General features: G+C 74.5%; 20 protein-coding genes. 6 read left to right on the top strand and 14 right to left on the bottom strand.

Annotation, left to right across the window (positions count from 1 at the left end; genetic code table 11):
• Nucleotides 1–4: 4 nt before the first annotated feature.
• The 9 genes from ACQYWQ_RS20375 to ACQYWQ_RS20335 form a co-directional block, all read right to left on the bottom strand.
• Nucleotides 5–652 carry a response regulator transcription factor gene (locus ACQYWQ_RS20375; protein ID WP_431036425.1) on the bottom strand — a complete coding sequence of 216 codons (648 nt, stop codon included), beginning with the start codon at nt 650–652 and terminating at the stop codon, nt 5–7.
• A complete protein-coding gene (locus ACQYWQ_RS20370) occupies nt 633–2,039 on the bottom strand; it encodes a sensor histidine kinase (RefSeq protein ID WP_431036424.1) in 1,407 nt (468 codons plus the stop codon). Before ACQYWQ_RS20370 ends, ACQYWQ_RS20375 begins: the two co-directional genes overlap by 20 nt.
• Nucleotides 2,040–2,046: 7 nt before the next feature.
• Nucleotides 2,047–2,949, bottom strand: coding sequence for a DUF5936 domain-containing protein (locus tag ACQYWQ_RS20365; protein ID WP_431036422.1), 903 nt, complete (start codon nt 2,947–2,949; stop codon nt 2,047–2,049).
• A gap of 37 nt (nt 2,950–2,986) precedes the next feature.
• Nucleotides 2,987–3,931, bottom strand: coding sequence for a type II secretion system F family protein (locus tag ACQYWQ_RS20360; RefSeq protein WP_431036420.1), 945 nt, complete (start codon nt 3,929–3,931; stop codon nt 2,987–2,989).
• Nucleotides 3,932–3,977: 46 nt separating this feature from the next.
• On the bottom strand, nt 3,978–5,318 hold the full coding sequence (locus ACQYWQ_RS20355) for a CpaF family protein (RefSeq protein ID WP_431036419.1): 1,341 nt from the start codon (nt 5,316–5,318) through the stop codon (nt 3,978–3,980).
• A complete protein-coding gene (locus ACQYWQ_RS20350) occupies nt 5,315–5,899 on the bottom strand; it encodes a TadE/TadG family type IV pilus assembly protein (protein WP_431036418.1) in 585 nt (194 codons plus the stop codon). The genes ACQYWQ_RS20355 and ACQYWQ_RS20350 overlap by 4 nt, the downstream gene beginning before the upstream one ends.
• Nucleotides 5,896–7,509 (bottom strand): TadE/TadG family type IV pilus assembly protein, encoded by a 1,614-nt coding sequence (locus ACQYWQ_RS20345; RefSeq protein ID WP_431036417.1) that lies wholly within the window; start codon nt 7,507–7,509, stop codon nt 5,896–5,898. Before ACQYWQ_RS20345 ends, ACQYWQ_RS20350 begins: the two co-directional genes overlap by 4 nt.
• A 10-nt stretch (nt 7,510–7,519) precedes the next feature.
• Entirely contained in the window at nt 7,520–8,230 is a 711-nt protein-coding gene (gene cpaB, locus ACQYWQ_RS20340; protein ID WP_431036415.1) for a Flp pilus assembly protein CpaB, read from the bottom strand.
• 140 nt (nt 8,231–8,370) lie between these two features.
• Nucleotides 8,371–9,465 (bottom strand): hypothetical protein, encoded by a 1,095-nt coding sequence (locus ACQYWQ_RS20335; protein ID WP_431036414.1) that lies wholly within the window; start codon nt 9,463–9,465, stop codon nt 8,371–8,373.
• A gap of 551 nt (nt 9,466–10,016) precedes the next feature.
• On the opposite strand from ACQYWQ_RS20335, the gene ACQYWQ_RS20330 reads away from it, so the two are divergent.
• Nucleotides 10,017–11,057: a chitinase gene (locus ACQYWQ_RS20330; protein ID WP_431036413.1), complete on the top strand. Its 1,041-nt coding sequence runs from the start codon at nt 10,017–10,019 to the stop codon at nt 11,055–11,057.
• 73 nt (nt 11,058–11,130) lie between these two features.
• On the opposite strand, the gene ACQYWQ_RS20325 is transcribed toward ACQYWQ_RS20330, so the two are convergent.
• The 4 genes from ACQYWQ_RS20325 to ACQYWQ_RS20310 form a co-directional block, all read right to left on the bottom strand.
• Entirely contained in the window at nt 11,131–11,820 is a 690-nt protein-coding gene (locus tag ACQYWQ_RS20325; RefSeq protein ID WP_431036412.1) for a hypothetical protein, read from the bottom strand.
• A gap of 329 nt (nt 11,821–12,149) precedes the next feature.
• Entirely contained in the window at nt 12,150–12,566 is a 417-nt protein-coding gene (locus ACQYWQ_RS20320) for a RidA family protein (protein ID WP_431036411.1), read from the bottom strand.
• A 7-nt stretch (nt 12,567–12,573) separates the two neighbouring features.
• Nucleotides 12,574–13,365, bottom strand: a complete 792-nt coding sequence (locus tag ACQYWQ_RS20315; RefSeq protein ID WP_431036410.1) for an IclR family transcriptional regulator — start codon at nt 13,363–13,365, stop codon at nt 12,574–12,576.
• Complete coding sequence (locus tag ACQYWQ_RS20310) at nt 13,362–14,573, bottom strand: sugar kinase (RefSeq protein ID WP_431036409.1); 1,212 nt, start codon at nt 14,571–14,573, stop codon at nt 13,362–13,364. Before ACQYWQ_RS20310 ends, ACQYWQ_RS20315 begins: the two co-directional genes overlap by 4 nt.
• A 230-nt stretch (nt 14,574–14,803) precedes the next feature.
• On the opposite strand from ACQYWQ_RS20310, the gene ACQYWQ_RS20305 reads away from it, so the two are divergent.
• From ACQYWQ_RS20305 to ACQYWQ_RS20295, 3 genes are all read left to right on the top strand, one after another.
• On the top strand, nt 14,804–16,150 hold the full coding sequence (locus tag ACQYWQ_RS20305) for an amino acid deaminase (protein WP_431036408.1): 1,347 nt from the start codon (nt 14,804–14,806) through the stop codon (nt 16,148–16,150).
• 182 nt (nt 16,151–16,332) lie between these two features.
• Nucleotides 16,333–17,982, top strand: coding sequence for an N-acyl-D-amino-acid deacylase family protein (locus ACQYWQ_RS20300; RefSeq protein ID WP_431036407.1), 1,650 nt, complete (start codon nt 16,333–16,335; stop codon nt 17,980–17,982).
• A 105-nt stretch (nt 17,983–18,087) separates the two neighbouring features.
• Nucleotides 18,088–18,702, top strand: a complete 615-nt coding sequence (locus ACQYWQ_RS20295; RefSeq protein WP_431036406.1) for a DUF4232 domain-containing protein — start codon at nt 18,088–18,090, stop codon at nt 18,700–18,702.
• A 220-nt stretch (nt 18,703–18,922) separates the two neighbouring features.
• Here the strand turns inward: ACQYWQ_RS20295 and ACQYWQ_RS20290 are convergent, their stop codons facing one another.
• The gene (locus tag ACQYWQ_RS20290) at nt 18,923–24,019 is read right to left on the bottom strand and encodes a hypothetical protein (protein ID WP_431036405.1); all 5,097 of its coding nucleotides are present in this window, start codon (nt 24,017–24,019) and stop codon (nt 18,923–18,925) included.
• Nucleotides 24,020–24,369: 350 nt separating this feature from the next.
• On the opposite strand from ACQYWQ_RS20290, the gene ACQYWQ_RS20285 reads away from it, so the two are divergent.
• Both ACQYWQ_RS20285 and ACQYWQ_RS20280 read left to right on the top strand, forming a co-directional pair.
• A complete protein-coding gene (locus ACQYWQ_RS20285) occupies nt 24,370–25,308 on the top strand; it encodes a 5-dehydro-4-deoxyglucarate dehydratase (protein WP_431039268.1) in 939 nt (312 codons plus the stop codon).
• On the top strand, nt 25,305–26,630 hold the full coding sequence (locus ACQYWQ_RS20280) for a glucarate dehydratase family protein (RefSeq protein ID WP_431036404.1): 1,326 nt from the start codon (nt 25,305–25,307) through the stop codon (nt 26,628–26,630). Before ACQYWQ_RS20285 ends, ACQYWQ_RS20280 begins: the two co-directional genes overlap by 4 nt.
• Nucleotides 26,631–26,632: the final 2 nt, after the last annotated feature.

The following is a 26,632-nucleotide window of genomic DNA, read 5'->3' as shown; positions in this document are numbered from 1 at the left end:
GGGGTTAGGCATGGGGGCCTCCCAGGGCGGGGTGGGCCGTGCCGAGCCAGCGGGCTATGGCCTCGCTGCGGGTGGTCGTCTGGAGCTTGGCGAAGATGCGGTTGATGTGGTTCTTCACCGTCTTCTCCGTGATGAAGCACGCCGCCGCGATCTGCCGGTTGTTCAAGCCCGCAGCGATGAGGTTCATGACCTCTTCCTCCCGTGCGCTCAACGGCCCGCCCCACGAGGGTCGCACAGGTGATTGCTTTTGCGAAGGGGTGGGGACCGCAGGCGTCCCGGCACGCAAGTGCCGAACCGCACCGACCAGTTGAGGGACCGTGAAATCCCCGTGCACCAGGCAGCCTGCCGCGCCCATCCGCCGCGCCCGCGCGTGGAGTTCCGCGTCGCGCCCGTACGTGATGACGAGGACGGGCGCCAGGCGGGCGAGGCGGGGCAGGACGGTCAGCCCGTCGACGACCGGCATCCGCAGGTCGAGGAGGACCCCGTCGGGCCGGTGGCGTTCCGTCGCGGTGAGGGCCTGGCGGCCGTCCGCCGCCTCGGCCACGACGACCGCGTCGGCGCGGCCTTCGAGGAGGGCGCGGAGTCCGGCCCGTACGACCGGATTGTCGTCGGCCACGACGAGCCGCAGCGGTTCAGGCGGAGCGATGGGCATGGTCCTCGGGCTCCTCTCGGGCGGGTGGAAGGGTCAGTTCGGCGCGGACCTCGGTACCGGGGCCGCGCGGCGGCGCGCCGATCGTGAGGCGTGCGGGGCACGGCAGGCTCGCGAGGCGTTCGCGCAGGCCGAGCAGTCCGTAGTGGCCGCGCGCGGCGAGTTCCTGGGGCTCCGGGAGCCCCGGCGGCAGCCCGCGGCCGTCGTCGCGTACGGCGAGGAGGAGGCGCCCTGTGGCCGGCTCGGTGCCGTACACGAGGGACACGTGGCGGGCGTCGGCGTGGCGGGCCACGTTCTCCAGGGCCTCCGCCGTCACGAGGAGCAGGGTGCGGGCCGTGGCGGGGGCGAGGAGCGGGGCGGGGGTGGCGGCCGGGCGCGTCGCCGGGGTGCCGGTGCGGCGGGTGTGGGCGGCGAGGAGCGCGTCGAGTTCGGGGGCGAGGTCGACGGGTCCGCCGGGGTCGTCGGTGCGGCGGCGCAGGCCGCCGAGGAGGACGCGGGACTCGGTGGCCGCGCGGCGGGCCGCGCGCGCGACGTGGGCGGCGTCGCGGCGCACGACGGCGGGGTCCTCGGTCGTGGAGAGGGCCTCGGCCGCGAGGGCGACGCCGTGCAGGGTCTTGGCGACGGTGTCGTGCATGTCCCTGGCGAGGCGGGCGCGTTCGGCGGCGAGCGCCTCGGCGACGGCGAGGCGCTCGCGGGTCTCGGCGAGGGTCGTGCCCGCGGCGAGCAGGCGCAGGACGAAGGCGCGCAGCGTCGCGCCGGCGACGGCGGCGGCGAGGCAGAAGCCGCCGACGAGGAGGGCCCCGGGGCGGGCGGCGGGCACCGCGGCGAGGATCGCGAGCTGGAGGGCGGTGAAGAGGACGGCCCAGCGGCGCGTGTACAGGAGGGCGGCCAGGAGCGGGGTCGCGACGGCCGCGTAGCCGAGGGGCGAGGCGGGGGTCGCGACCAGGAGGAGGACGGTCGTCGCCGCGAGGTCGACGGCGAGGAGCGTGGGGTGGGCGAGCAGGAGCGGGACGACACGCTCCCAGTGACGCAGCACCGCGTAGGAGCCGAGCAGGCTCAGGACGGCGGCGGTGACGGCGAGGGCGCGCGAGGCGCCCGGCCCCGCGGCGTGCAGGGCGAAGGGAATGCCGAGGACGAGGACGGCGAGGCGGGCGCCGATGACATGGCGGCAGAGCGCGGCGAGGGCGTGGGCCGGAGCCCGGGAGGGCGGGACGGCGGTGGACGCGGGGCCGGGGCCGGGGCTGCGGGGCGCGCGCGGGTCGGGCTCGTACGGGCTCGCGTACGGGCCCCCGTACGGGTCGTGCGCGCCGTCCGTCTCGTACGTGCCGTCCGTCTCGTACGTGCCGTACCGGCGTACGTGCCGTTCCGGTGTCCCTGTCAGGGGGGTCACGTGTCGCTCACCCGCCCAGGATCGATCCGAGGTCGGACCCGGAGCCGAGGAACATGCCCGTGGCGATGAGGATCATCGTGGCGGGGAGCATGAAGACGAGGGTCACCATCGTGGCCTTGGGGATGGTCTTGGCGGCGCGGCGGCGGGCCTGCTGGGCGTCGGTGCGGCGCATGTCGTTGGCGATCTGGATGAGGGTCTCTGCGATCGGGGAGCCGAGTTCCTCGCCCTGCTGGAGGGCGGAGACGAACTGGGCGACCTGCTCGGAGTTGTTGCGGCGGCGCAGTTCGTCGAAGGCCTGGCGGCGGCTCACGCCCATGTCCATCTGCCGCAGGGTGATGCGGAGTTCGTCGGCCCAGGGGCCCTCGTACTTCTCGGCGACGCGTTCGAGCGCCTGCCGGAAGCCGAGTCCGGCGCTGACGACGACGGCGAGGACGTCGAGGAAGTCGGGGAGGGTCCGGTCGATGACGTCGCGGCGCTCCCGTACGGCCTGCCAGATGGTGGCGTCGGCGGCGACGAGGCCGAAGCCGAGTGCCAGGAAGGCGAAGAGCGGGGAGCCGTAGCTCGCGAAGATCGCGGCCATGAGGAGCCCGAAGACGCCGTAGACGGCGCGGCGCGCGGCGTAGCGGTCGAGGGTGAGGCCGCCGGGGTTGCCCGCCATGTCGATGCGGCGGCGCTTGGCCTCGACGCGGCGCGGGCCCATGAGCTTGAGGACGTACGGGGCGAAGCGCAGGCCGAGGCGGTCGATCGCGGAGTCGGTGGTCCTGACGCGCGTGGAGCCGACCTCCAGGGCGAGTGCGAGGTCGTCGGGCAGCTTGGTCTCGCTGCGGTACATGCGCAGCCCGATGAGGACGCCGCCGACGCCGGCGGCCATGAGGAGGGCGAGGAGCACGCCGAGGCTCGCGGTGCTCATGCGGCGGTCCTTGGGGTCGGGTTTCCCGGTCGGCTGCTCATACGTCGATCCTTCCGAGGCGGCGGATGACGAAGAAGCCCACGGTGTAGAGGCCGAGGGAGAGGAGGATGAGGAACTGGCCGAGGCCCGAGCCCGTGACGCGGTGGAGGGCGCCGTCGTTCTGGGCGTTGACGAGGAGGAGCGAGCCGAGGCCGAGTGCGGGCACGGTGAAGGCGGTCGCGTTGACCTCGGAGAGCATCGTGCGGACCTCGCGCCGGGTCTCCTTGCGCTCCTCCAGGGTGACGGTGAGGTTGCGCAGGGAACCGACGACGGTGCCGCCCGCTTTGTTGGAGAGGACCAAGGTCGTGACGAGGACGACGAGTTCGCGCGAGGGGAGGCGCTTGGAGAGTTCGTCGAGTGTCTCGTCGATGGAACGGCCGAGGGCCAACTGGTCGGCCACGCGGCTCAGTTCCTCGCCCGCGGGGTCCTCCAGTTCCTCGGCGGCCATCGCGAGGGCGGTGCGCAGGGCGAGTCCGGCGGCGGTGGCATTGGCCAGCAGGCGTGCCACGTCGGGGAGTTGGCTGATGAAGGCTTCTATGCGCTTGGCGCGTTGCCAGTTGAGGAAGGCGTAGGCGGACCAGGCGCCGACGAAGGCGGCGATGGGGCCGAAGAACGGGGCGAGGACAGTCGCGGCGACGGTCCACAGGAGGGTGAGCCCGGCGACGGAGTAGAGGGTGAACTCCCCTGCCGAGACGGGGAGTCCCGTCGCGGAGAGGCGGCTGTGCAGGGCGCGGCCCGCGCGGGTGCGGCGCACGGCGCTGTCGAGCCCGGCGAGGCGGCGGGAGCCCTTCGTACGGGCGCCGAGGTGGCTCTCGCCCGCGAGCCGGTCGACGAGGGCCTCGCGCTCGGCGCGACCCCGTGACCACAGGCGTGCGGCGGCGATGAGGAGGACGCCGGCGAGGAGGGTCGCGCCGAGCGCGAGGAGGGCGGGACCGTTGCTCATGCGGGCGCCTCCTCGTACGGGGATGCCGGGTGTGTGGGCGGCTGGTTCATCCGCGCGCCTCCCTCGTGTGGCGGGCGAGTACGTCGTCGGGGGCGACCCCGTAGGCCGCGGGCAGCACCTCTCCGGCGAGGTGCAGTTTCTCGGCGGCCGAGCGGGGCAGCGGGAGGTGCCGGTAGGCGCCGCGCACGACGCGGTCGGCGGTGAGCGGGGCCGATTCGAAGCGGGTGACGGTGGTGATGCGGAAGGGGTCGTGGCCGCGCGAGGTGAGGAGCGCGATCTCGGTGATCTTCCGGGAACCGTCGGCCTGGCGGCCGAGCTGGACGACGACGTCGACGGCGGAGTTGATCTGGTCGCGCAGGGCCTCGAAGGGGATGCGGACCTCGGACATCGAGCCGAGCGTCTGGAGGCGCATGAGCGCGTCCTCCGCGGAGTTGGCGTGGACGGTCGCGAGGGAGCCGTCATGGCCCGTGGACATGGCCTGGAGCATGTCGAGCGTCTCGCCGCCGCGCACCTCGCCGACGATGATGCGGTCGGGGCGCATACGGAGCGAGTTGCGCACGAGGTCGCGGATGGTGATGCGGCCCTTGCCCTCGACGTTGGGCGGGCGGGACTCCAGGCGGATGACGTGGGACTGCTGGAGCTGGAGTTCGGCGGAGTCCTCGATGGTGATGATGCGCTCGTGCGCGGGGACGATGCCGGAGAGCGCGTTGAGCAGCGTCGTCTTGCCCGTGCCCGTACCGCCCGCGACGATGATGTTGAGCCGGGCGCGGACGAACGCGGCGAGGAGCAGCAGCATTTGCTCGTCGAGCGAGCCGAGGCCGATCAGTTCGGGGAGCGTGTAGACGCGCGGGAAGCGGCGGATGGTGAGCGTGGCGCCGGTGAGCGCGAGCGGCGGGATGATGACGTTGACGCGCTCGCCGCTCGGGAGGCGCGCGTCGACCATCGGATTCGACTCGTCCACCCGGCGGTTGACCGTCGAGACGATGCGCTCGATGGTCTGCATGAGCTGGTCGTGCGAGGCGAAGCGGAGCGGAAGGCGCTCGACGCGGCCCGCGCGCTCGACGAAGATCGCGTCGGGTCCGTTGACCATGATCTCGGTGATCGAGGCGTCTTCGAGGAGCGGTTCGAGGATGCCGAGGCCGAGGGCCTCGTCGACCACGCGCCGGATGAGACGGCTGCGTTCGGAGGTGGAGAGGACCGGGCCCTCGCGGCTGATGAGGTGACCGAGCACGCGTTCGAGGCGGGTGCGGCGCTCGCTCGCGGAGAGCGCGGACATCTCGGCGAGATCGATCTCCTCCAGGAGCTTGGCGCGGTATCCGGCCACGAGGCGGCCATCCTCCAGTACGCCCTCGTCCTCGGGCGCGGAGATGCGGGAGCGCAGGCTCACGGCAGGGTCACCTCCCCGGTGTCGTCGTTGGGCATGGTCGCCGAGCGGGTGACGGTCCAGCCCTTGCCGACGAAGGGCAGGAGGGTCGGTACGCGGACGGCGACGGTGTACGTGGTGGTGTCGGCGCCGCCGCCGGGCGTGACGGTGGCGTCCAGCCCGTCGGTCATGGCGGCACGTGCGGCCGCGACCCCGTTGCCGCCCTCGGCCTGCGAGGCGACGCGGGCCCCTGCGCGGGCACCGGTCCCGGCCTGGTTGGCGGCGAAGCCGACGAGGCCGAGCTGGATGGCGGCGAGCCCGATGAGGAGGAGGACGGGGAGGAAACCGGCGAATTCGAGGATGGAGCTGCCGCGGTCGTCGCGGGGGTGGCCGGTGCGGGAGCCGGCCACGCGGGTGCGGGCCACGCGGGAGCCGGCCACGCGGGTGCGGGCCCCGTGGGTGCGGGCCCCGTGGGGGTGGCCGGTGCGGGGGCGGGCCTCGCACAGGTGGCGGGTCGTGCTCGTACGGGCGAGGGGGCGCCCCGTGCCCGTACCGGTGGGGATGCCCTCCTGGCCGCGTGCCGTCGCGAGCGCCGCGCCCCTCACCGGTCCCCCTCCGTGGCCGCGCCCGCCTTGCCCTTGACCGTCCAGCCGCCGTCGACGCCGGGGAAGAAGAGGGGGACCTTGGCCCGGACGGTGGTCCGGTAGATGTCGCCCGCGCTACCGCAGTCGATGGCGGCGCCCTTCCAGGCGCCGGGCAGGTGGCGGGTCGCGGCGGCGCGGCAGGCTCCGGCGCCGTCCTCGCCGGACGCGACGGCGGCGGTGCCCGCGCGGGCACCCTCGTCGGCCGCGTTCGCGGCGAGGCTGAAGGTGTATCCGTACAGCGCGCACTGCCACATGAGGCCGATGACGACGAGGACGAGCGGGAAGATCCCGGCGAATTCGAGGGTGACGGCGCCGCGGTCGCCGCGGCGCGCGAGGGCCGTGGACGCTCCGGTGTGAGCGCCCTTCCTGCGGCGGCGGCCACCGGTGGGCCGCTCGGGCACCTGGACGAGGCCGAGTTCGCCCGCGAGGGCCCACAGGCCCTGCCGCACGCTGCCGCGCGCGTCGAGTTCGTGGACACGGCCCGCGTCGATGGCTCCGGCAAGCTCCTTGTAGGCGGCGGGGATGGTGGTGCGTGCCGTGCTGGTCCCCGTGATGCGCGAGACGAGGGGCGGCTGGATCTCGCCGGAGCGGGCGTGGCGGTTGAGGACGGTGAGGGTCTCCTCCGCCTTGCGGATCTGGAGGCGTTCCCACAGGCGTACGGTGCGCTTGGCCGCGCGTACCGCCATGACGTCGGGGGTGACCAACAGCAGCGACTGATCGGCGAGTTCGACGGCTGCCGCGCTCGCGGCGGTGAGCTGGGAGCCGCAGTCGACGACCACGAGGTCGTGGCGGCCGCGCAGGGCGCCGAGGATCTGGCGCGCCGCGCGGTCGGTGACCTCCTCGCCGCGTTCGCCGTCGGCGGGGGCGAGGAGGAGACCGAGGCCGCTGGGGTGCGGGAACATCGCGTCCTGGAGCACGCGCGGGGTGAGGTCGGCGATACCGGCGAGGTCCACGCTGGAACGGCGGAACCGCACGTCGAGGAAGGCGGCGACGTCCCCGCACTGGAGATCGAGGTCGACGAGGGCGACGGTGCTGCCGGACGCCTGTGCGGCGAGGGCGAGTTGTACGGCGGCGAGGGTCGTCCCGACGCCGCCCTTGGCGCCGCTGACGGTGAGGACCCTGCCGCCCCCCGAACCACCGTGTCCCTCGGGGTCGTTGCCGAGGTGCCGGCGCATTCCGGCGGCCCATTCGGCGGCGGCGCGGACGCGTTCGGACAGGGCGTCGTAGGTGAGCGGGAGCGGGAGGATGCCGCGCGCGCCCGCGTCCATCGCCGCGGTGAGGACGGTGGTTCCCGTATCGGCGGTGACGAGGACGACGCCGACCTGCGGGAAGCGCCGTACGACCTCGTGGACGAGGTCGAGCGCCGGTACGGGCCCCACGCGTTCGTGGACGAGGACGACTTCGGGGAGTTCGTCCAGCGATGCGGCGGCGATCCGGTCGAGCGCGTCGAGGAGCGCGGTCGAGTCCGGTACGGGCAGGGCGGGTTCCGCCTCGGGGAGCTGGCTGAGCAGGGAGCCGAGGGAACGGGCGAGGTCGGGATCGCCCGCCACCGGGAGGATGCGCGTGCTCATGGCCGCCGCCTCACTTGTCCTTGTCCAGGGTGTACGTGCGATCGGGGCCCGCCGCCGCGGGCGGCTGCTCGCCCGCGCCGACGAGCGCGAGGCGGACGTGGGTCGCGAACGACTCGGCGTAGGCGACGCGTTGGGCGTCGGCGGTGCCGAGTCCGAAGGTGATGGGGACGGCTTCGGTGGAGCGGTTGCGGTTGTCGTCGTTGTTCTGGTCGAAGGGCGTGAGCTTGCCGACGTCGAGGACCTGGGCGCGTTCGACGATGAGCCTGGACTCATCCTTCTGGTTGTCGTTCTGCCCCTTGAAGGTCGCGTAGATGTTGACCGCGGAGCCGGGGGTGATCTTCCCGGCGACGCCGGTCGCCGCGTCTATCATGATCGCGATCTCCTGCTCGCCCGCCTTGAGCGCGGGGCGGTTCACGATCATGTCGTCCTGGAGCAGCGAGCCCTTGTGGAGCGTGGTGACGGCGATCTTGCCGCGCAGGGCGCCGAGTTCGGTGACGGCGGTGTCGGGCAGCCAGCGCTTCGGGATGGACACCTCCTCGAACTGCGAGGCGTCGAGGCTCTTGTACGGGGCGATGTCGCTCTTGAGCCGGTACGCGGTCGTCTCCTTGCCCACCTTGGAGTTGACGTTGCGCACGACCCCGAGCACCCCGACGAGCGCGATGAGGGCGCACACGGCGGAGAGCACCATCAGGACGACGCCTCGGCGCTGGCGTGAGTTCATGGCCGGAGTACCTCGATCGGGGGCGGGGGTCGGGGCGGGAGCGGGGCGGTGCTGGTGCCGCCTGGGCGGTGCCGCGCGGGGCGGGACCGGCGAGGCGCGGGACCGGCGGTGCGGGACCGGCGGTGCGCGGGACCGGCGGGTCAGGGGTACGGGGGGTGCCGCGGGGCCGTCCCCGAGGGGGCGACGGGGCCCAGCTCGCCGGGTGGGCCGGGGACTCCGGTGCCGGGTCCGGCACCCGCCTCGGTCCCTGGGCGGGTGCCCGCGTGCGGGAGGGCGGCTGCCGCGCGGCGGGCGGCGGGGAGGTCGCGTACGGGCTCGCGCGTGCCGTCACGACCGGGAGCACGCGGGGTACCGCGGGCCGTGTCGCGGCCGGGATCGCGGCGCGGCTCGCGACTCGTGGACGGGACGCGGAAGGCCGGTGGGGCGAGGGGGGCGCCGCAGAACCCGCAGCGGTCACCGAGGAATTCGAGCCCGCACCAGCGGCAGCGTTCGCGGCGCACGGAGGAGACGAGCTGGTAGAGGACGGATATGTCGGGGATGCCCGCGGCGAACTCGGTGAGTTTCCCGGTGCCCCACCAGGCGACGGAGTCCTTGGGGAGGGGCACCTCGGTGACGGACTGGACCTGCCAGGTGCGGGCGAGGGTCTCGCCGAGCCAGGCCGAAGGGCGGTCGCCGTGCGCGAGGTAGAGGCGGGTCGCGAAGTCAGGGCCGGGGAGTTCGGCGCCCGGCACGGCCTTGACGAGGCGCGGTTCGGGGTGCGCCTGGACCGCGTACTGCGTGCCGGGCAGCCGGGAACGGGCGTGCGAGCCGAGTGGGACGGGCACGCGGTCCAGGCGCGCGAGCGAGCCGAGTACGGCCCCCGCGTGCACGTAGTGGGCGAGGAGGCGCGCTGCCGAAGCGAGGACGCCCGGAGTGAAGTCGCAGACCGAGAGCTGCCGCAACTGGAGCGCCACGAGGGCGAGTCCGAGCGGCGGCAGGTCGAGCCCGACGAGAGTGACGCGGTCCGCCTCAAGCGCCGCGCGGGCGGTGCGCACCCGGCGGATCGTCTCCGGGGCCGCGGCGGTGGAGTGCAGCACGATGAGCCAGCCGTGCTGCTCCAGTAACGCGTGGAGTTCGGCGAGGGATTCGGCGAGCGGAGCACCCGTCGCGGCCCCGAGCGGCACCGCGCCGGGGGTGTGGCGGTCAGGCGAGGGGAGCACGAGGTCGCTCCCGGTCACGGCGACAGCGGTCGGCACGGTCCCACCCCCTACATTCCCCCGAGCGCGTACGCGCGAGCGCGCGACGCCCGGTATTCCGCATTCCGCGAGCGTGTACGCGCGAGCGCGCCGAGCCCGGTCGAGCGGCACGCCGCCTCTCGCTCCTGCACCATATCCAGCCGCAGCACCCTCAACACCCCACTTCGCAGGGTTCGTAGGGCCTTACGACTGCGCGGGGTTTCCACGACTGAAAGCCGGATCTTGGCCGGAAAGAGGCGTTACGTGGGGAGAGTTGAACCCATTGTGTCGGCTTGCCCGTCCTCGCCGACCGTTTCGGTGACCGGATGCGCCGCATGAAAGGGGGCCTTCGGGCCCTTGCCGAAACATGTGTCCACACGCGTCGGGGGCCGCAAGGAGAGGCTCGCGGGACGACGCGCGCGGCCGGGGGCGCGTCGCGAGACGGTGGCGCCGTGCCGCGTACCGGCGGCGACAAGTCCCGTACCGCCTCTTGACAGCGCATATTGGTCTGGACCAGCTTGGAGGGCGTTGGCGCCCCACCGTCATCAACTCCCCCCACAGGAGGCACTTTCATGCTGCATTCCCCCCACCACCGGTCCCCGCGCGCGAGCCGCAGGCGTGGCGGAGCGGTCGGCACGGCGCTCGCCACCGTCGCCGCGCTCGCGCTCGGCGCCACGGCGCTCACGGCCGGGATCACCCCCGCGAGCGCGGCGGAGCAGGAGGCGGCCGCCGTACCGGCGCACGCGCTCACCGGCTACTGGCAGAACTTCGACAACGGCGCGACGGTCCAGACCCTCGCGGATGTCCAGGACCAGTACGACATCATCGCGGTCGCCTTCGCTGACGCGACGGCGACGCCGGGCGCGGTCGACTTCACGCTCGACTCGGCCGGGCTCGGAGGGTACTCCGAGGAGCAGTTCAAGGCGGACGTGAAGGCGAAGCAGGCCGAGGGGAAGAGCGTGGTCCTCTCGGTGGGCGGCGAGAAGGGCACGGTGAGCATCAACGACGCCGCCTCGGCAGGGGCGTTCGCGGACTCGGTGTACGCGCAGATGCAGGAGTACGGCTTCGACGGCGTCGACATCGACCTGGAGAACGGCCTCAACTCCACGTACATGTCCCAGGCCTTGCACGATCTGGCCGCGAAGGCGGGATCGGGCTTCGTCCTGACGATGGCCCCGCAGACGATCGACATGCAGTCGCCGTCGAACGAGTACTTCAAGACGGCGCTGGACGTGAAGGACATCCTGACGGTCGTCAACATGCAGTACTACAACAGCGGTTCGATGCTCGGCTGCGACGGACAGGTGTACGCGCAGGGCACGGTCGACTTCCTCACCGGGCTCGCGTGCATCCAGCTCGAAGGCGGTCTCGACCCGTCACAGGTCGGCCTCGGTGTCCCGGCGTCGTCGAGCGCCGCGGGCGGCGGCTACGTCGAGCCGAGCGTGGTGAACGCGGCACTCGACTGCCTGGCGAAGGGCACGAGTTGCGGCAGCTTCAAGCCGGACAAGACGTACCCGGGCATCCGCGGCGCGATGACGTGGTCCACCAACTGGGACGCGGCCGCGGGGAATTCGTGGTCCGACGCGGTGGGAGAGCACGTCCACGGGCTGTAGCAGGGACGAGCACGCGCGTGCTCGGGGCGGGGTGGCGGGCCGTGTGTGCGGACCGGCCGCCCCGCCCTCGGCGTCACTCCTCGAAGTGCGCGTCGAGCGCGGTGTCCAGCTCCTCGGTCCAGCGGGTCAGGGTCGCCTTGTCCGGGGCCTGGATGTCGTGCGGGTACCAGCGCTCGTCGGGGGTGTGCACGGTGACGGTGAGACGGCGGCCGAGGCGTGAGGTGCCGTACTCGACGGCGGCCACCTCGCTCCAGGTCCACTCGCACGCCTGGTCGTCGAGCGCGTAGCGGACCCCGTCGCGGTCGAGGGTCACGGAGCCACGCCGGTCGGCGGCGGTGAAGGCGGCCTCGGCACGGAAGTCCTCGGACTCCTCGGACTCCTCGGGCTTCCCGGGCTCCTCGGCTTCTTCGGCGGTGGGGTCCGGGTGGGGGGCGGCGGCCGCGGCGGCCTCTCCCGGTTCGGAGTCTGCCCCCGGGCCGGCGTCGGCGCTCGTGTCGCCCTCGGCGGCCGCGGCGTCCGGTTCGGCCGCGGAGGGCGGGGCGGCGTCGGCCTGCTCCGCTTCCGGCTCGGGTGCGGGCGCGGCGGCGTCCGGGCCGGGGTGGGCCCCGGGGGCGGCTGCCTCCTCCGTACCGGCCGCGTCGGGCTCCGTACCGGCCGCGGCCGTCCCCGTACGAGGACTCGGCACCGTGAGGCCGGGGATCAACGCCGGATCGGCGGCGGCGCCGATGGGCGGAAGGTTCGCTTCACTCTGCTTCTGCTCCACGGGGCGCAGTATGACGGACGCGCCTGTGGAACGCAGGTTCGGGTGCGCGAGACACGCAGATCCCACCACACCCGGGCGCCACGAAGGCCCTGCCTGTGGACAACTCGGGTGCTGCTGAGAATCCGCTCACTCGATGGGGTGAGGCGGTGCGCGGGTTTGGTGGGGTTGTCCACAGATTGGGGTGGGTGGGGTGGGGAGGGGTGGATTGGCTGGAAGACTTGAACGCGTGGAGGTGGCCCCCCCTTAGGGAGGGTGGGTCATGCCCTGGGGGACGCTGAAGCCGTACCGCACAACCCCACCCCAGCCCCCCCCAGAGCCCCCCGCCCCCCTCACCCCCCCAGCACAGCCAAGGCGTCGATCTCGATCAGCAGCCCCTTCGGCAGCCCCACGTACACCGTGGTGCGCGCGGCGGGAGGCTGCGTGAGGCCCTGCTCCTCGAAGTAGGCGTTGTAGATCTCGTTCATCTCGGCGAAGTGGTCGACGTCCGTCAGGTAGACGCGCATCATCATCACGTCGTCCCAGCTCGCGCCGCCCTCCTCCAGGATCGCCTTGACGTTGGCGAAGGTCTGGAGGGTCTGCTCGCGCAGGGTGGGACCGGCGGGGGTCGGGGCCTGGCCTTCGACGGCGGGCAGGAAGCCGACCTGGCCGGCGACCTGGAGGATGTTCCCCTTCTTCACGCCGTGGGAGAACTTCGCGGGCGGGACGGTGTGCGTGGCGGGGGTGAGGGCGGTCTTCTCGGTCGGCATGACGGTGTCAGGCTTCCTTGTTCGGTGTGTCACTGGCGGCAACGGGCGCGCCCGGTTCGGGCGTTCCCGCGTACTCCCGGCTCACGGCGTCGGCGGTGCGGCGCACGAGCGGGAGAAGACTGAGCATGTCGTCCGCGCTGACGACGACGTTCGGCGCGGAGACGGAGAGGGCGGCGACGACGCGCCCGTCGGCGCCGCGCACGGGCGCGGCGACGCAGTTGATGGACTCCTCGTGGCCGCCGAGGTCGGTGGCCCAGCCCTGGTCGCGCACGCGGGCGAGTTCCTTCAGGTACGCGGCGGCGTCCGGTGTCGAACGGGCCGTGTAGCGCGGGTAGTCGAGGCGTTCGGCGACGGCACGGCGCTCGGGCTCGGGGAGGTCGGCGAGGATGAGTTTCGCGACGGCGGCGACGGTCATAGGGACGGTCTTGCCGACACGCGAGTACATGCGCACCGGGTAGCGGCTGTCGACCTTGTCGAGATAGACGACCTCGCCTTCCTCGTACACCGCGAGGTGCACGGTGTGCCCGCAGGTCTCGCCCAGGCGGACGAGGTGCGGGTGCGCGATGCCGCGCACGTCGAGGTGCTCGACGGCCTGCGCGGCGAGCGAGAAGAGGCGCGCGCCGAGCCGGTAGCGGCCGTCGTGCTGCCGGTAGACGAGGCCGTGTTCGGCGAGGGTGCGCAGGAGGCGCAGCGCCGTGGACTTGTGCACGTCGAGGCGTTCCGCGACGCCGCCGAGGTCGGCGGGGCCCTCGGCGAGCAGCGGCAGGATGCTCAGTGCGCGGTCGACGGTCTGGCTCATGCCCCGGCCCCCTCGGCCCAGCCAGGGCCCAGCGCGAGCCCGCCCCACGCCTCCGCGCCGAGCGCCGCGAGGCGGTCGGTGAGGGCGCGCGGCGGGGGCGTGGTGAGGTCGGCCGCGACGGTGAGGACGTTGGCGGCGAGCAGGTGCCCCTGCCGCAGCCGCGCGGCGACGGGCAGTCCGCGCAGGAGCCCGGAGAGGTACCCGGCGGCGAAGGCGTCGCCCGCCCCGACCGGCGCGACGACGTCGACGCGCGGCGCGGGCTCGTGGATCACGACATCGGGCGTACGGGAACCTGCGGACGCCCCCGCCGCACGGGAACCCCCCGCCGCCTCCGCCGCACGAGAGCCGTGTCCCGGGCCGTCCCCGGGTCCGTCCCCCGGGCCGCCCTCCGAGTCGCCCCTCGCGGCCTCCCCGCGCGTGAACACCGTCGCCCCGGCCGCGCCCCGCTTCACGACCAGCGTCGCCGGTTCGGGCAGCGCGTCCCGTACCGCCTGCGGGCCGCCCGTGATGCCCCAGGCCGTCTCCGCCTCGTCCTCGCCGACGAAGACGAGGTCGGCGCCGCGCGCGAGGCCGAGCAGGACCTCGCCCGCCGCCGCCCTGTCGGGCCACAGGCTCGCCCGGAAGTTCACGTCGAACGAGACGAGGGGGCGGCCCGCGCGGCGCTCGGTGAGCGTGCGCAGGAGGGAGAGGCAGTCGGGCGAGAGCGCGGCGGTGATGCCGGTCACGTGCAGGACGCGGGTGTCGCGCAGCGCGTCGAGCGGGACGGTGTGCGGGGACATCGCAGAGGCGGCGGAGCCCGCGCGGTAGTAGACCACCTCGAACGCGGCGTCCGCGTCGCGGTCGGCCGCGGTACGGAAGTAGATGCCGGTGGGGCGGGACGGGTCGCGTGTGACGGCGCTCGTGTCGACGCCGTACGCCGCTATCGCGTCCGCGAGGTGCTCGCCGAAGCCGTCCGCGCCGACCCGGCTCACCCAGCGGGCGCGGTGCCCGGCCGCCGCGAGCGCGCAGGCGACGTTGGACTCGGCGCCGCCGATGGCGCGCGTGAAGGCGGGCACGTCGGCGAGAGGGCCCGTGGTCTGCGGGACGAAGGTGACCATCGACTCGCCGAGGCAGACGACGTCGGCGCCGGGGCCGCGCTCGTCGAGACCGGAGCCCTGGGCCTGGGCCTGGGCCGGAACGGTGGCGGCTGCGGTGTCGGTCGCGCTCACGGTCTGCCTCTCGTCGTGCGTACGGGGTAGGAGCCCCTGGGCGGGGGCCTGGGGCCTTCCCGATGCGGGGCTCGGGGGCGCCCCCACCGCCTCATTGACCCCGACTCGTCCAGGATGTTAGACACCTTGAAGCGACATACGCAATGAGCGTTGCACCCTGCGCAACGAATTTCCGCAACTGCGGATTCACGCGCGGGGTACGCGCCGCCTCGCCCCCTTGGGAGTACGCCATGACCGCTGGGCACAGCCGCCCCGCCCCCGCCGGGCACAGCCGCCCCGCCGCACTCGACCGGCTCGCCACGACCCGCGTGGACAGCCGTTTCAAGGGGCTGCCCCCGGACGCCGAAGGGCTGACCGTCGCGGAGCTGGCGGGGCAGCGCAGGAACCTCTTCACCGGCGGTTTCACGACCCCCGTGCTCGCGCTCTCGGCCGAGGCCCTGGAGCACAACCTCGCGCTCATGGAGACGTACACCGAGCGCCACGGCCTCGATTTCGCCCCGCACGGCAAGACGTCGATGGCCCCGCAGCTCTTCCACCAGCAGCTGGAGCGCGGCGCCTGGGGCATCACGCTCGCGGTGCCGCACCAGGTCCGGGTCGCGCGCGCCTTCGGTGTGCCGCGCGTCTTCCTCGCCAACGAGCTGGTCGACGCGGCGGCGCTGCGCTGGCTCGCCGCCGAGCTGGCCGCCGACCCGGACTTCGCCTTCGTCTGCTACGTGGACTCGGTACGGGGCGTGGAACTCATGGACGCGGCGCTCAGCGAGGCCGCCGAGGCCCTGCCCGGGGGCCCGTCGAGCGCGCGGCGCGTGGACGTCGTCGTCGAACTGGGCGCGGGCGAGGGCGCGCGGACCGGGGCGCGCACGGAGGCGGAATGCGCGGCGGTCGCCGACGCGGTCGCCGCGACGGGCACGCTGCGGCTCGTGGGGGTCGCCGGGTACGAGGGCGAGGTGCCCGAAGCGGACCCGGAGCGCGTGCTCGCGTGGCTGCGGAGGCTCACCGCGCTCCTCGTGGACTTCGACGCGGCGGGCAGGTTCACGGCGGCAGGCGCCGACGACATCATCGTGAGCGCGGGCGGCAGCGCCTGGTTCGACGCGGTCGCGACCGCCTTCGCGGAGATCGGCGAACTGAGCGCCCCTGTGCGGAAGGTGCTGCGCTCCGGCGCGTACGTCTCGCACGACGACGGGCACTACAAGCACCTCACGCCGTTCAACCGCGTCCCTGACGAGGGCGCCCTGCACCCGGCGTTCCGGCTGTGGGCGCAGGTCGTCTCGCGCCCGTCCGCCGAACAGGCGTTCGTCAACGCGGGCAAGCGCGACGCCGCCTACGACCTCGACCTGCCCAAGGCGCAGGCGGTACGCGACGCGCGGACCGGTGAGGTGCGCGGCGCCGACGGCATCGCCGTGAGCGGGCTCTCGGACCAGCACGGCTGGGTGCGTACGGACCCGGGCGCGGACCTGGAGGTCGGGGACTGGCTCGGCCTGGGCCTCTCGCACCCGTGCACGTCCTTCGACAAGTGGCAGCTGATCCCCGTCGTGACGGCGGACGGCACGGTCACGGACTACGTGCGGACCTTCTTCTAGACCCGTACGGGGCGTCCCCGCCGCCCGCTCGTACAGGGCGTCCCCGCCGCCCGCCCCATACGGGAGGTCCCGTCGCCCGAGCCGTACGGCGCGTCCCGCCGCGCGAGCCGTACGGGGCCGGGTGCCCCGCCCGAACCGTACGCGGCCTCCCACCGTCGCAACTCCCCGAACAGGAAAGCCCCATGCCCGCAGTCCCCGCCGCCTCGTCGGAGCCCGCCCCCGAACTCCTCGTCCGTGACGCCCTCGTGGTCGACGGTTCGGGCGGAGAGCCGTACCGCGCGGACGTGTTGCTGCGCGAGGGCAGGATCGCGCGCATCCGCCGGGAGGGCGACGGCGAACGGCTGTCCGCCGCACGGGTGGTGCACGCGGACGGGCTCGCGCTCTCGCCCGGCTTCATCGACATGCACGCCCACAGCGACCTCGCCGTGCTCCGCGATCCCGCGCACACGGCGAAGGTCGCGCAGGGCGTGACGCTCGAAGTCCTCGGCCAGGACGGCATCTCGTACGCGCCCGTGGACGGGCGGACGCTCGCCGAGGTGCGCCGCACGATCGCGGGGTGGAACGGCGGCGGGCCAGGGGACGACTCCGTGGACTTCGACTGGCGCACGGTCGGCGAGTACCTGGACCGGCTCGACCGGCAGGGCCTCGCCGTGAACGCCGCGTACCTGATCCCGCAAGGCACGGTCCGGATGCACGCGATGGGCTGGGAGGACCGCCCGCCGACGCCCGCCGAGCTGGACCGGATGCGCGAACTCGTCGCGCAGGGCATGCGCGAGGGCGCCGTCGGCATGTCGTCGGGGCTCACGTACACGCCGGGGATGTACGCGAAGGACGCCGAACTCACCGAGCTGTGCCGGGTGGTCGCCTCGTACGGCGGCTACTACTGCCCGCACCACCGCTCGTACGGCGCGGGCGCGCTCGCCGCGTACGAGGAGATGGTCGCCCTCGCGCGCGAGGCGGACTGCCCGCTCCACCTCGCCCACGCCACCATGAACTTCGGCGTGAACAAGGGCCGCGCCGCCGAGCTGATCTCGCTGCTCGACGGGGCACTCGCCGCCGGTGCCGACCTGAGCCTCGACACCTACCCGTACACGCCGGGCTCGACGACTCTCGCCGCCGTGCTGCCCAGTTGGGCGAGCGAGGGCGGCCCCGAAGCGACCCTCGCGCGGCTCGCGGACCCGGAGACCGCCGAGCGCATCAGGTACGACCTCGAAGTCGTCGGCTCGGACGGCTGCCACGGGGTGCCGATGGAGTGGGAGACGATCGAGATCTCCGGCGTCACGAGCCCCGAACGCGCGGACGCCGTGGGCCGTACGGTGGCCGCTTCCGCCGCGGCGCGCGGGGTCAGTCCGTGGGCGTACGCGCGTGAACTGCTCCTCGCCGACCGGCTCGGCCCGACGATCCTCCAGCACGTCGGGCACGAGGAGAACGTCCGCGCGATCATGCGCCACGCCGTCCACACGGGCGGCTCGGACGGCATCCTCCAGGGCGCGAAGCCGCACCCGCGCGCGTACGGGACGTTCCCGCGGTATCTGGGCACGTACGTACGGGAGCTGGGCGTCCTCTCGCTCGCCGAGTGCGTCCAGCACCTCACCTCGCGCCCCGCGGCGCGCCTGCGGCTCGCCGATCGCGGCCTCGTGCGCGAGGGCTACCGCGCCGACCTCGTCCTCTTCGACCCATCCACGGTCGCGGCGGGCTCCACCTTCGAGAACCCGCGCACGCTCCCCCTCGGCATCCCGCACGTCCTGGTCGACGGCCACTTCGTGCTGCGCGACGGGGCCCGCACGGAGGCGACGCCGGGGCGTTCCGTACGGGGGAAGGGGCGCCGTTGAGGCCCTTGCCCGGCAGCCCGCGAAAAATAATCTTCGCCCATCCGTGAACTTTCCGCCGGACCCCGCCATCGAACCTCGTACACGCACGAGGAAAGGACGTTGGCCATGACCGGCAGCCCGAACGAGATCACCGACACCGGCTCGACCGTCGCAGCGGAGGCGAAGCCCGGTCGCAAGGGCCGGCTCGCGCGGCGCATAGCTCTCCCGTTCGCCGCGCTCGCGCTCACCGGCGCGGTCGGGGCCGTCACGATGGCGCAGGCAAGCGCCTCGGGGACGAACGCGAAGGCCGCGACGCCGACCTGCACGACCGCCGGGCTCAGCGCCTCGCTCAGCAAGCGCCTCGCGGGCGGGATGAACCACGCGGGCGCGGTCCTGGACCTGAAGAACACGAGCGGCCACACGTGCGCCCTGCGCGGCTACCCGGGTCTCGGCCTCCAGGACGCGAAGGGCAAGACACTCACGTCCAAGACGACGTGGGGCAGCACCTGGTACGCGAAGGACCCGGGCAAGACCACGCTGACCCTCAAGAACGGCGAGCGCGCCCAGGCCGTCATCGCCTGGACCCACGCCAACACCGGCACGCCGGACGCCCAGCACGCCGCCAAGCTCATCGTGACCCCGCCCGCCGCCACGACCCACAAGACGCTGAAGCTCGACGAGTGGGTCGACAACGGCCAGTTGAGCGTCACGCCGGTCGCCTACGCCTACAAGGTGAGCTGACCGGGGGCGCCGGGGCGGTACGCGCACCAGTACGGCCAACGGGTCGGGCCCGGCGGGAGGAACGCCGGTGAGGGGCCGGAGCACGCCGGGGGGCTTGCTCCGGCCCTTTGCCGCACCCGGCCCCCTGCCCTGCCCGGCCCCGTACCCGGCCCTCCGCCGTACCCGGCCCCGGCCCCGGCGCCGTCATACCCGAGCCGCAGCCGCGCCCCTCCCCCTCGGCTCACGTGCCCGCCCGCTCCCACGCTTCCCCGAACATCTCGTGCGGCGGCGCGGGCGGCAGCAGCCGGTGGTACGGGGAGATCAGCTCGGTGCCGTACAGGTGGCGCACCGCGTACGGGCCGAGCTTCGCCGTCTCCAGCGGCAGGTGCGGCGCCCGGAACGCGGTCCACTCGCCCGGCAGGAACAGCGTGCGTCCCGCGCGGGCGCGCCTGTCCGCCACGACGGCGCCCGTGGCGAGGAGTTCGGCGGCGACCGCCTTGTGGTGCGCGGCCGTCCAGCCGTTCCAGCGGCGTACCGCCTTGTCGGTGGGCGCGGCGAGGGCAGCGAGCTGGAGGTACAGCGCGGCGGCGTCGTCACCGGTGCCCAGGGCGCGGGCCGCGCGGGTCACGAGCGCGGGGACGGAGTGCCGGGGGTCGGCCTCGTACGCCCCGGGCGGCACCGCGCCCGACTCGGCGCGCTCGCGCATCCGGTCCAGACCGCCGCCCGGCAGCAGCGGTGCGAGCCAGTCGAGCGCGCCGACGAGTTCGGGTGCGAGCGCCTCGGCCGCGCGCCGTGCGGCCGGTTCGCCGAGGAGGGCCGGCCGCAGGAACAGCTGCGTGTGCCTGCCGCTCGGCACCACGACGAAGGCGCCCGCGTCGAGCGCGACGGGCGTGTCCTGCGCGTCGAGCGCGACGGGCGTGTCCTGCGCGTCGTGGGGCGCGCGGGGGCTGTGCGGCGGCGCGTCGTGCGGGGCGCGCCCGCCCGTGGGTTCCTCCGGGACGACCGGGAGCCGCCCGGGCCCGAACCGCGCGGCGAGTTCCGCGGCGGGCCCGGCGAACGGGGACTGCCTGGCCTCGACGAGCAGCTCGGGGCGGGCCAGTTCGGCCCGCAGCCGGTCGTGGAGGTCCTTCGCGCCCGCGCGGGCGGGGTCGGCCACCGGGCACTCGGTCCAGGCCCAGGCGAGCGCGGTGGCGGCGCCCTTCAGGTCGAGCGCGGGTTCCGCTCCGTCCGGAATCCACGGGTCCCTTCCGGGTTCCGTGCGGTAGCGCCCCCAGCCGTCCCAGGCCGGCTCGACCCTGAGCCGCACGGAACTCCCGCGCGCGTGCAGCTCCCACCGCGCGGCCTTCCTCCCGCCCGTCGTTCCCGCTCCGTACCCGTGCGCGAGGCGCCGGGCCCACACCTCGCCGAGTCCCGCTGCCTGCTCCAGTTCCGCGGCCGCCGTGTCGTCCACGGGCCCGAGCGCGCCGAGCCGTTCGTTCCACGCCGCGGCCATGCGCGCGGCGGCCTCGCGCGCCCCGCCGGGCTGCCACAGTGCCGCCGGGTCAGCGGGCACGGCTGCCGCGAGGACGGCGCCGCGGCCCTCGGAGCCGAGGCGGCGCAGCGCGGCGCCGTAGCTCTGCGCCGTCGCGGGCGAGGCGCGGAAGGGCGCCTCGCGGACGAGGGCCTCGTGCGCCCGTACGTCGTCGGACGACGGGAGCCCGGCGAGCGCGAGCGCGGCCACGGGCAGGCGGACGCCCGTGAGCGCGGCGAAGAGCGCGACGGCCCTGTGAGGCAGCGGTACGGGGCCGTGCGCCGCGCGTGCCGCGAGGAGCGCCCGCAGACGTGTCGCGTCGTCGCGGTCGATCCGGATCTCGCGGGCCCCTGCGAGGGGGGCTTCCCCTGCGCGCGTCGCTCCGGTCACGTACACGCACAGCGTCTCCTCACCGCGTACCGGCCACGAGGCGACCGGACTGCCGCTCGCACGCGCCTCGTCGGCCTCGGCGGCTGGTGCGGTGCCCGCCCACCAGCGGCTGCCAGGGCGCGCGAAGGGCTGGTCGGCCCATGTGTCGAGCAGCGCGGCGAGCGCGGCTCCGCCCGGGTCGCCCTCCGGTGCGACGGCGGCGCGCCAGGCGACGGCGTCGATCGCGCCGAGCAGCGGCGTCCAGTCGCGCGGCTGGGCCGTGGGGGTGTGGCGGCGTGCCTCGTCGGCGAGGTGCCCGGCGAGGCAGGCGCCGTCGGCGGCGAGCGCGGAGAGTGTCGCGGGGCGGGGCGAAGCGGGCCAGCGGTGCTCGATGTGCGGGGGCCTGGGAGGCAGGAGTCCGTGCAGGGCGGGCAGGAGCGCGGTGTCGGGGACGGGGGTGCGCGGGGCCGGGTCCACGGCTTCGGCGAACCCGCGCACGCGCCGTACGAGTGCGGCCCCGCGTTCCTCGACGGCGGCGGCCCGCACCGCGAGCGCCACGAGCGCCGCGCGCAGCCGGGGAGCCGTGACCTCGGGCAACTCGCGGGCGAGGACCGCGCGTACGGCCGCCTCGCGCGCGTCGGCAGTGGCGCAGGTACGGGCCGCACGCAGCAGGGCGTCGGCCGCGGCGGGCGAAGCGGCGCGCAGCGCGCGGGAGCCCGCGGGGTCCCTGGTCGTGAGCAGGTACCAGAAGGCGGGCGGCACGGGGAGGCCGTGCGACAGGACGCAGTGGCCGGAGCGGCGGCGCCGCGTGTCCGGCACCGGGTGTCCGGCCTGTTCCCACAGGAGGGCGCCGTCGGCCGCGTAGGCGCGTACTCCGGTGTCGGTCCCGGCATCGGCGAGGAGGACGTCCTGCGCGAGATCCCCGGTCCCAGCGGGGTCCGCAGGCCGGACGGGGTCCGCAGACCGGGCGGGGTCCGCAGACCGGGCGGGGTCCCCGAGGTGGCCGGAGTCCCCGAGGTGGCCGGGGTCCCCGAGGTGGCCGGGGTCCCCGAGGTGGCCGGGGTCCCCGAGGTGGCCGTGGTCCCTGGGGCGCGGGACGTTCCCGGGCTCCCCCGCGGAGTCCGCGCCGCGCGCAGCCGCCCTCCCGGGCGGTGCCCACAGCCCCCACGGCCTCTGCCCCGGCCTGTCGACGGCGAAGGATGCCCTGCGCCCGTCGATGCTCTCCACGACGTACCGTTGCGGCGCGTTGCCCTCGTACCGGGTGTCCAGGAGCACGCGGGTCCCCGTGTGCCCCTCGCGGGTGCCGAGCGGGGATTCCGGCACGCCGGGCGGGAGCGGGGCGAGCTGGAGCAGCTCGGTGGCGAGGGCGTACGTGCCGTCCGGGGCTGGGGCGGCGCCGGGGAAGCCGGGGAGCGGGGTCGCGCCGACGGGTGCCCCGCTCACGGGATGGACCTCCTGCCAGGGCCTGTCGCCGAAGACGTCGTTGGCCCACGTCCGGGTGCCCGCGCGCAGGCCCAGGCTGCTCCGGTGGCCGATGCCGTCGCGAGCCCCCGCGCGCAGCACGCGCTCGCCGTCGTGCCGTCCGCCGCCGTCGGCGCTCGCGAAGTGGAAGCCGTACGCGCCGCCGGTGAGCCCGCCCAGCGGGTGGAGTCCGCCCACGGCCTCCGGCGTGAACACGTCGGCGGGCCGGTCCGCCCAGCAGGCGGTGTCGCAGTAGTACGGCCGGGGCTCGCGCGTCCAGCTCACGAGGAAGGAGCCGCCGACGTGGTGCACGGTGAAGAGCGTGGCGTCATCGGGCACCGTGAACCGGCACTCGCCGCGTCTGCCGTCCGGGGCGAGTGCGACGGCCCGGTCCCTCCCGAAGACGGTGAGCACGGGCCAGGTCGCCGTCATCCCCACGACGCCCGCGGGCCCGTCTTCCCGAACGCCCTGCCGCGCGTCCTCCCTCGCGTCCTCCCGGGCCTCCTCCCGCGTTTCGGCGTCGCGCGCGAACTCGTCGAGCACGGCCTCCAGTTCGGGCCACCCCAGTTCCTCGGGGATGCCCGCCACGAGCGAGCGCCGCAGCGCGCCCGCCGCGTTCATCCCCTCCAGGGCCCCGCCGAGACCGCCGAGCGCGGCGGCCGTCGTCCTGTCGAGCATCGTCTCCAGCTCGGTCACCGCCTCCTCCGCGCCCGCCATGCCCGCGCCCGACACCGCGTCCACGAGCGCCCCGACGCGCGCGGCGACCGACGCGGCGATCCCCGGGTTGCCGGGCAGCAGCGAGACCGCGGAACCCGCACCACGCGGAACGGCGTGGCCGGGCAGCAGCTTCGCGTGCGCCGTGCCTTCCAGGCGGGGCCCGAAGACGGGGTCGGCGGCGAGCGCGGTGAAGTCCCGCCGTGTGTCGCCCTCGCGGAACCGCAGCGCGGTGCCCGGCCCCGGGTCGAAGACCTCGGCACCCGCCGCGAGGCACACGTCGAGCAGCGCGGCGTCGATCCCCCCGTACCTGAAGCGGCTCGTGTGCACGCGCAGCGGCCTGCCCTCCGCGCGCAGGCGCGGCCCGAGACGCGCCACGAGGTCGAGGAAGACGCCGGGCAGGGGCTGTGCGGTGACCCCGCTGCCGCCGCGCACGTACTGGTACGTGTGCGCGTAACGCCCCACCCACTCCGCGAGGCCGCCGTCCGGGACGAGGCCGCCACGTGTCACCTGCTCGGCGACGCCGCTCGCTTCGAGCAGTCGCAGCCACGCGGCCCCGTCGGTGGCGCCCGCGGGGAAGAGGACGGCGAGCGCGGCGGCGGCACCGGCGGCGGGCGGGTGCGCGGCGAGGAGCGGAGTCGCCGCGCCGAGCAGCGCGTCGGGTACGTCCTTGCCGCCGCAGGCCGCCAGTACGGCGGTGACGACACGGGCCGCCTCGGGGCCCGCCGCTTCGTGCCCGGCCGCGGCGGCGGACTTCCCTACGTGACGCACGAGGCCGGCGGGCGGGCCGGCCGGGGAGGCGGCCCAGGCGGTGAGGAACGCGACGAGGGCGGCGTGCGCCTCGCGCGGGCCGAAGTGCGCTGCCAGGAAGTCCGCGTGGGCGGCGAATTCCTTGGCGGGCAGGGCGCCGTACCCGGCGAGGAGCAGGGCGTTCGCGCGGCGCCACTCGGGTGCGACGGGCAGGCGGTGCGTGGTCTCCGCCTTGCGCGCCTCCGCCCACGCCCTGCCGGTGTGACGGCTGCCCCGGGAGCTGAGCCAGTGCCCCACGGTGTCCCACAGCCACGGCAGGTGCGCGGGTGGCAGACTCGCCGCGCGTGTGGCGACCGCCGTGAGGAAGCGTCCGGGCTTCTCCCCCTCGCGCCGCAGCCGCCCTGCCAGCTCCTCGGCGAGCGCGCGGGCGGTCCCGAGCGCGGCGGGATCGTGGACGGCCACCCAGTCGGTGTAGGTGGTCGACGCGTGCGCGCGGCCCTGGGCGGGAGCGAGGGAAGCGGTCGGAACAGTCATGACGGAGACAGTGGCACACATCACTGACAGTCACTTCTGACCTGCGGTGATCCCGGTCCCCTTCCGGCCCGTCCCGGTCCGGGGCCTGGCGCTCGGCACACTCGTCGTCCGGCCGGTCGCCGTCGCGGTCGTCGCGCCCTGACCGCCCGCCACCCCCGCGACCTGCCCCCTTCCGCCCCCGTGCGGCCGCTCGCCCCCTCGGGGAAGAGCGGCGGTTCCGTGTCCCGGGCGGGTCTCTCGTATGACAGGGCGCCATTGACCCGCCGAATTCCGGGGATTACCTTGACGCTGCACATCGATCACATACGAGCACACCGTTCACGTACATGAACGCATCTGCGAGGACACCCATGCTGCCCGAGGGCCTGTACTCCTTCCCGCTCACTCCCTTCACTCCACAGGACACCTTCGCGCGCGACGTCTTCGCCGAGCACGTCGAGCAGCAGGTGGCCGCCGGTCCCGCCGCGCTCTTCGTCGCGTGCGGTACGGGGGAGTTCTCGGCGCTCGACACGGCGGAGCACCGCTCCGTGGTCGCGACGGCCGTCGAGGTCACGGCCGGGCGCGTCCCGGTGTACGCGGGCGTCGGGGGCGGCCCGCGCCTCGCCGCCGCCTTCGCGCGCGGCGCGGCGGACGCCGGTGCCGACGGACTGCTCCTGATGCCCCCGTACCTCGTCGAGTCCACACCCGAGGGACTCGTCGAGCACGTGCGGTACGTGGCGGGGGCGACCCCCCTCCCGCTCGTCGTCTACCAGCGCGCCAACGCGGTGCTCGACCCGCCGTCCGCGCTCGCGCTGCTCGACCTTCCGACCGTCGCCGGGATCAAGGAAGGTCGCGGCGACGTGGACGCGATGCAGCGCATCATCGCGACGGTACGGGCCTCGGGACACCCGCGCGCGGAGAGCTTCGCCTTCGTCAACGGCCTGCCCACGGCAGAGGTATCGGTCCCCGCCTACGAGGCGATCGGCGTCACGGGCTACTCCTCGGCCGTCCTGTGCTTCGCCCCGGACATCGCCGTCGCCTTCCACCGCGCGAGCACGCGCGGCGACGTCGCCGCCGTGCGCACCCTGCTCGCGGAGTTCTACGTGCCGCTCGTGCGCCTGCGCGACAAGGCGCCCGGGTACGCGGTCGCCCTCCCGAAGGCGGGGGCGCGGCTCGCCGGGCTCGACGTCGGCCCCGTACGGCCGCCGTTGCGCGACGCGTCGGAGGAGCACGTGGCCGAACTGAAGGACATCATCGCCCGCGGGCGCGCCGCGCTCGCCGCCATCGAGAAGCGGGAGCAGGCCGCATGAGCGCGACGACGCGTCCGGCGGGCCCGCACCCGGCTCCCGCGACCACCCCCACCGCACGCGGTCCGCGCGTGGCCGAGGTCGTCGTCACGCCGGTCGCCTTCCCCGACCCGCCCCTCCTCAACGCCTCCGGCGTGCACCAGCCGTGGGCCCTGCGCACGATCGTCGAGATACGCACCGACGAGGGCCTGTACGGGCTCGGCGAGACGTACGGCGACGCGGCCCATCTCGCCCTGGTCCGCCGGACCGCCGCGAGTCTTCGGGGACTTGACGTCTTCGACCTCGCTGACGCCTACCGCAGGACCGCCGCCGCGCTCGACGGCGCCGCCGCTTCGGGCGACAAGCACGGCCTCATCGGGCCCGCCACGCGTGAGAAGACGCTGCTCCAGGTCTACTCGCCCTTCGAGGTCGCCTGTCTCGACGTCCAGGGCAAGGCGCTCGGCCGCCCCGTCTCCGATCTGCTCGGGGGCCGCTTCCGCGACGAAGTCCCCTTCTCCGCCTACCTCTTCTACAAGTGGGCGGGCCATCCAGGCGCGGCGCCCGACTCCTTCGGCGAGGCACTCGACCCGGACGGGATCGTGGAGCAGGCCCGGGCGATGACCGAGCGCTACGGCTTCGAGTCGATCAAGCTCAAGGGCGGCACGCGCGCGCCCGACGAGGAGATCGCCGCGATCCACGCGCTGCGGGCCGCCTTCCCCAGGCATGAACTGCGGCTCGACCCCAACGCGGCCTGGACCGTGGAGACTTCGCTCAGGGTCGCGAGGGAGACGCGCGGCCTCCTGGAATACCTGGAGGACCCGGCGCCCGGCATCGACGGGATGGCGGAGGTCGCGCGCGGCGCGGACATGCCGCTCGCGACGAACATGTGCGTCGTGGCCTTCGAGCACATCGCCCCGGCCTTCACGAAGAACGCGGTGCAGGTCGTCCTCGCCGACCACCACTACTGGGGCGGGCTGCGCCGCTCGCTCGAACTCGCCGCGATCTGCCGCACGTTCGGTGTCGGCGTCTCGATGCACTCCAACAGCCACCTCGGCATCTCGCTCGCCGCGATGGTCCACCTGGCGGGGGCCGTCCCCGTCCTGGACCACGCGCTCGACACGCACACCCCGTGGCAGGACGGCACGGACGTCGTGGCCGACCCGCTGACCTTCCACGGGGGGAAGGTCAGCGTGCCGAGGACGCCGGGGCTCGGCGTCTCGCTCGACCGCGACGCGCTCGCGCGCCTGCACGAGAACTACACGCGCTGCGGCATCACGGAACGCGACGACACGACGTACATGCGGCAGTTCGAGCCGGACTTCACGGTGGGACGGGCGAAGTGGTGAGC

The sequence above is a fragment of the Streptomyces sp. P6-2-1 genome (assembly GCF_050613165.1).
In the GTDB taxonomy this organism is placed as follows: Bacteria; Actinomycetota; Actinomycetes; order Streptomycetales; family Streptomycetaceae; genus Streptomyces.
The sequence above is the reverse complement of the archived record's forward strand: the minus strand, read 5'-3'. Positions and strand labels throughout refer to the sequence as shown.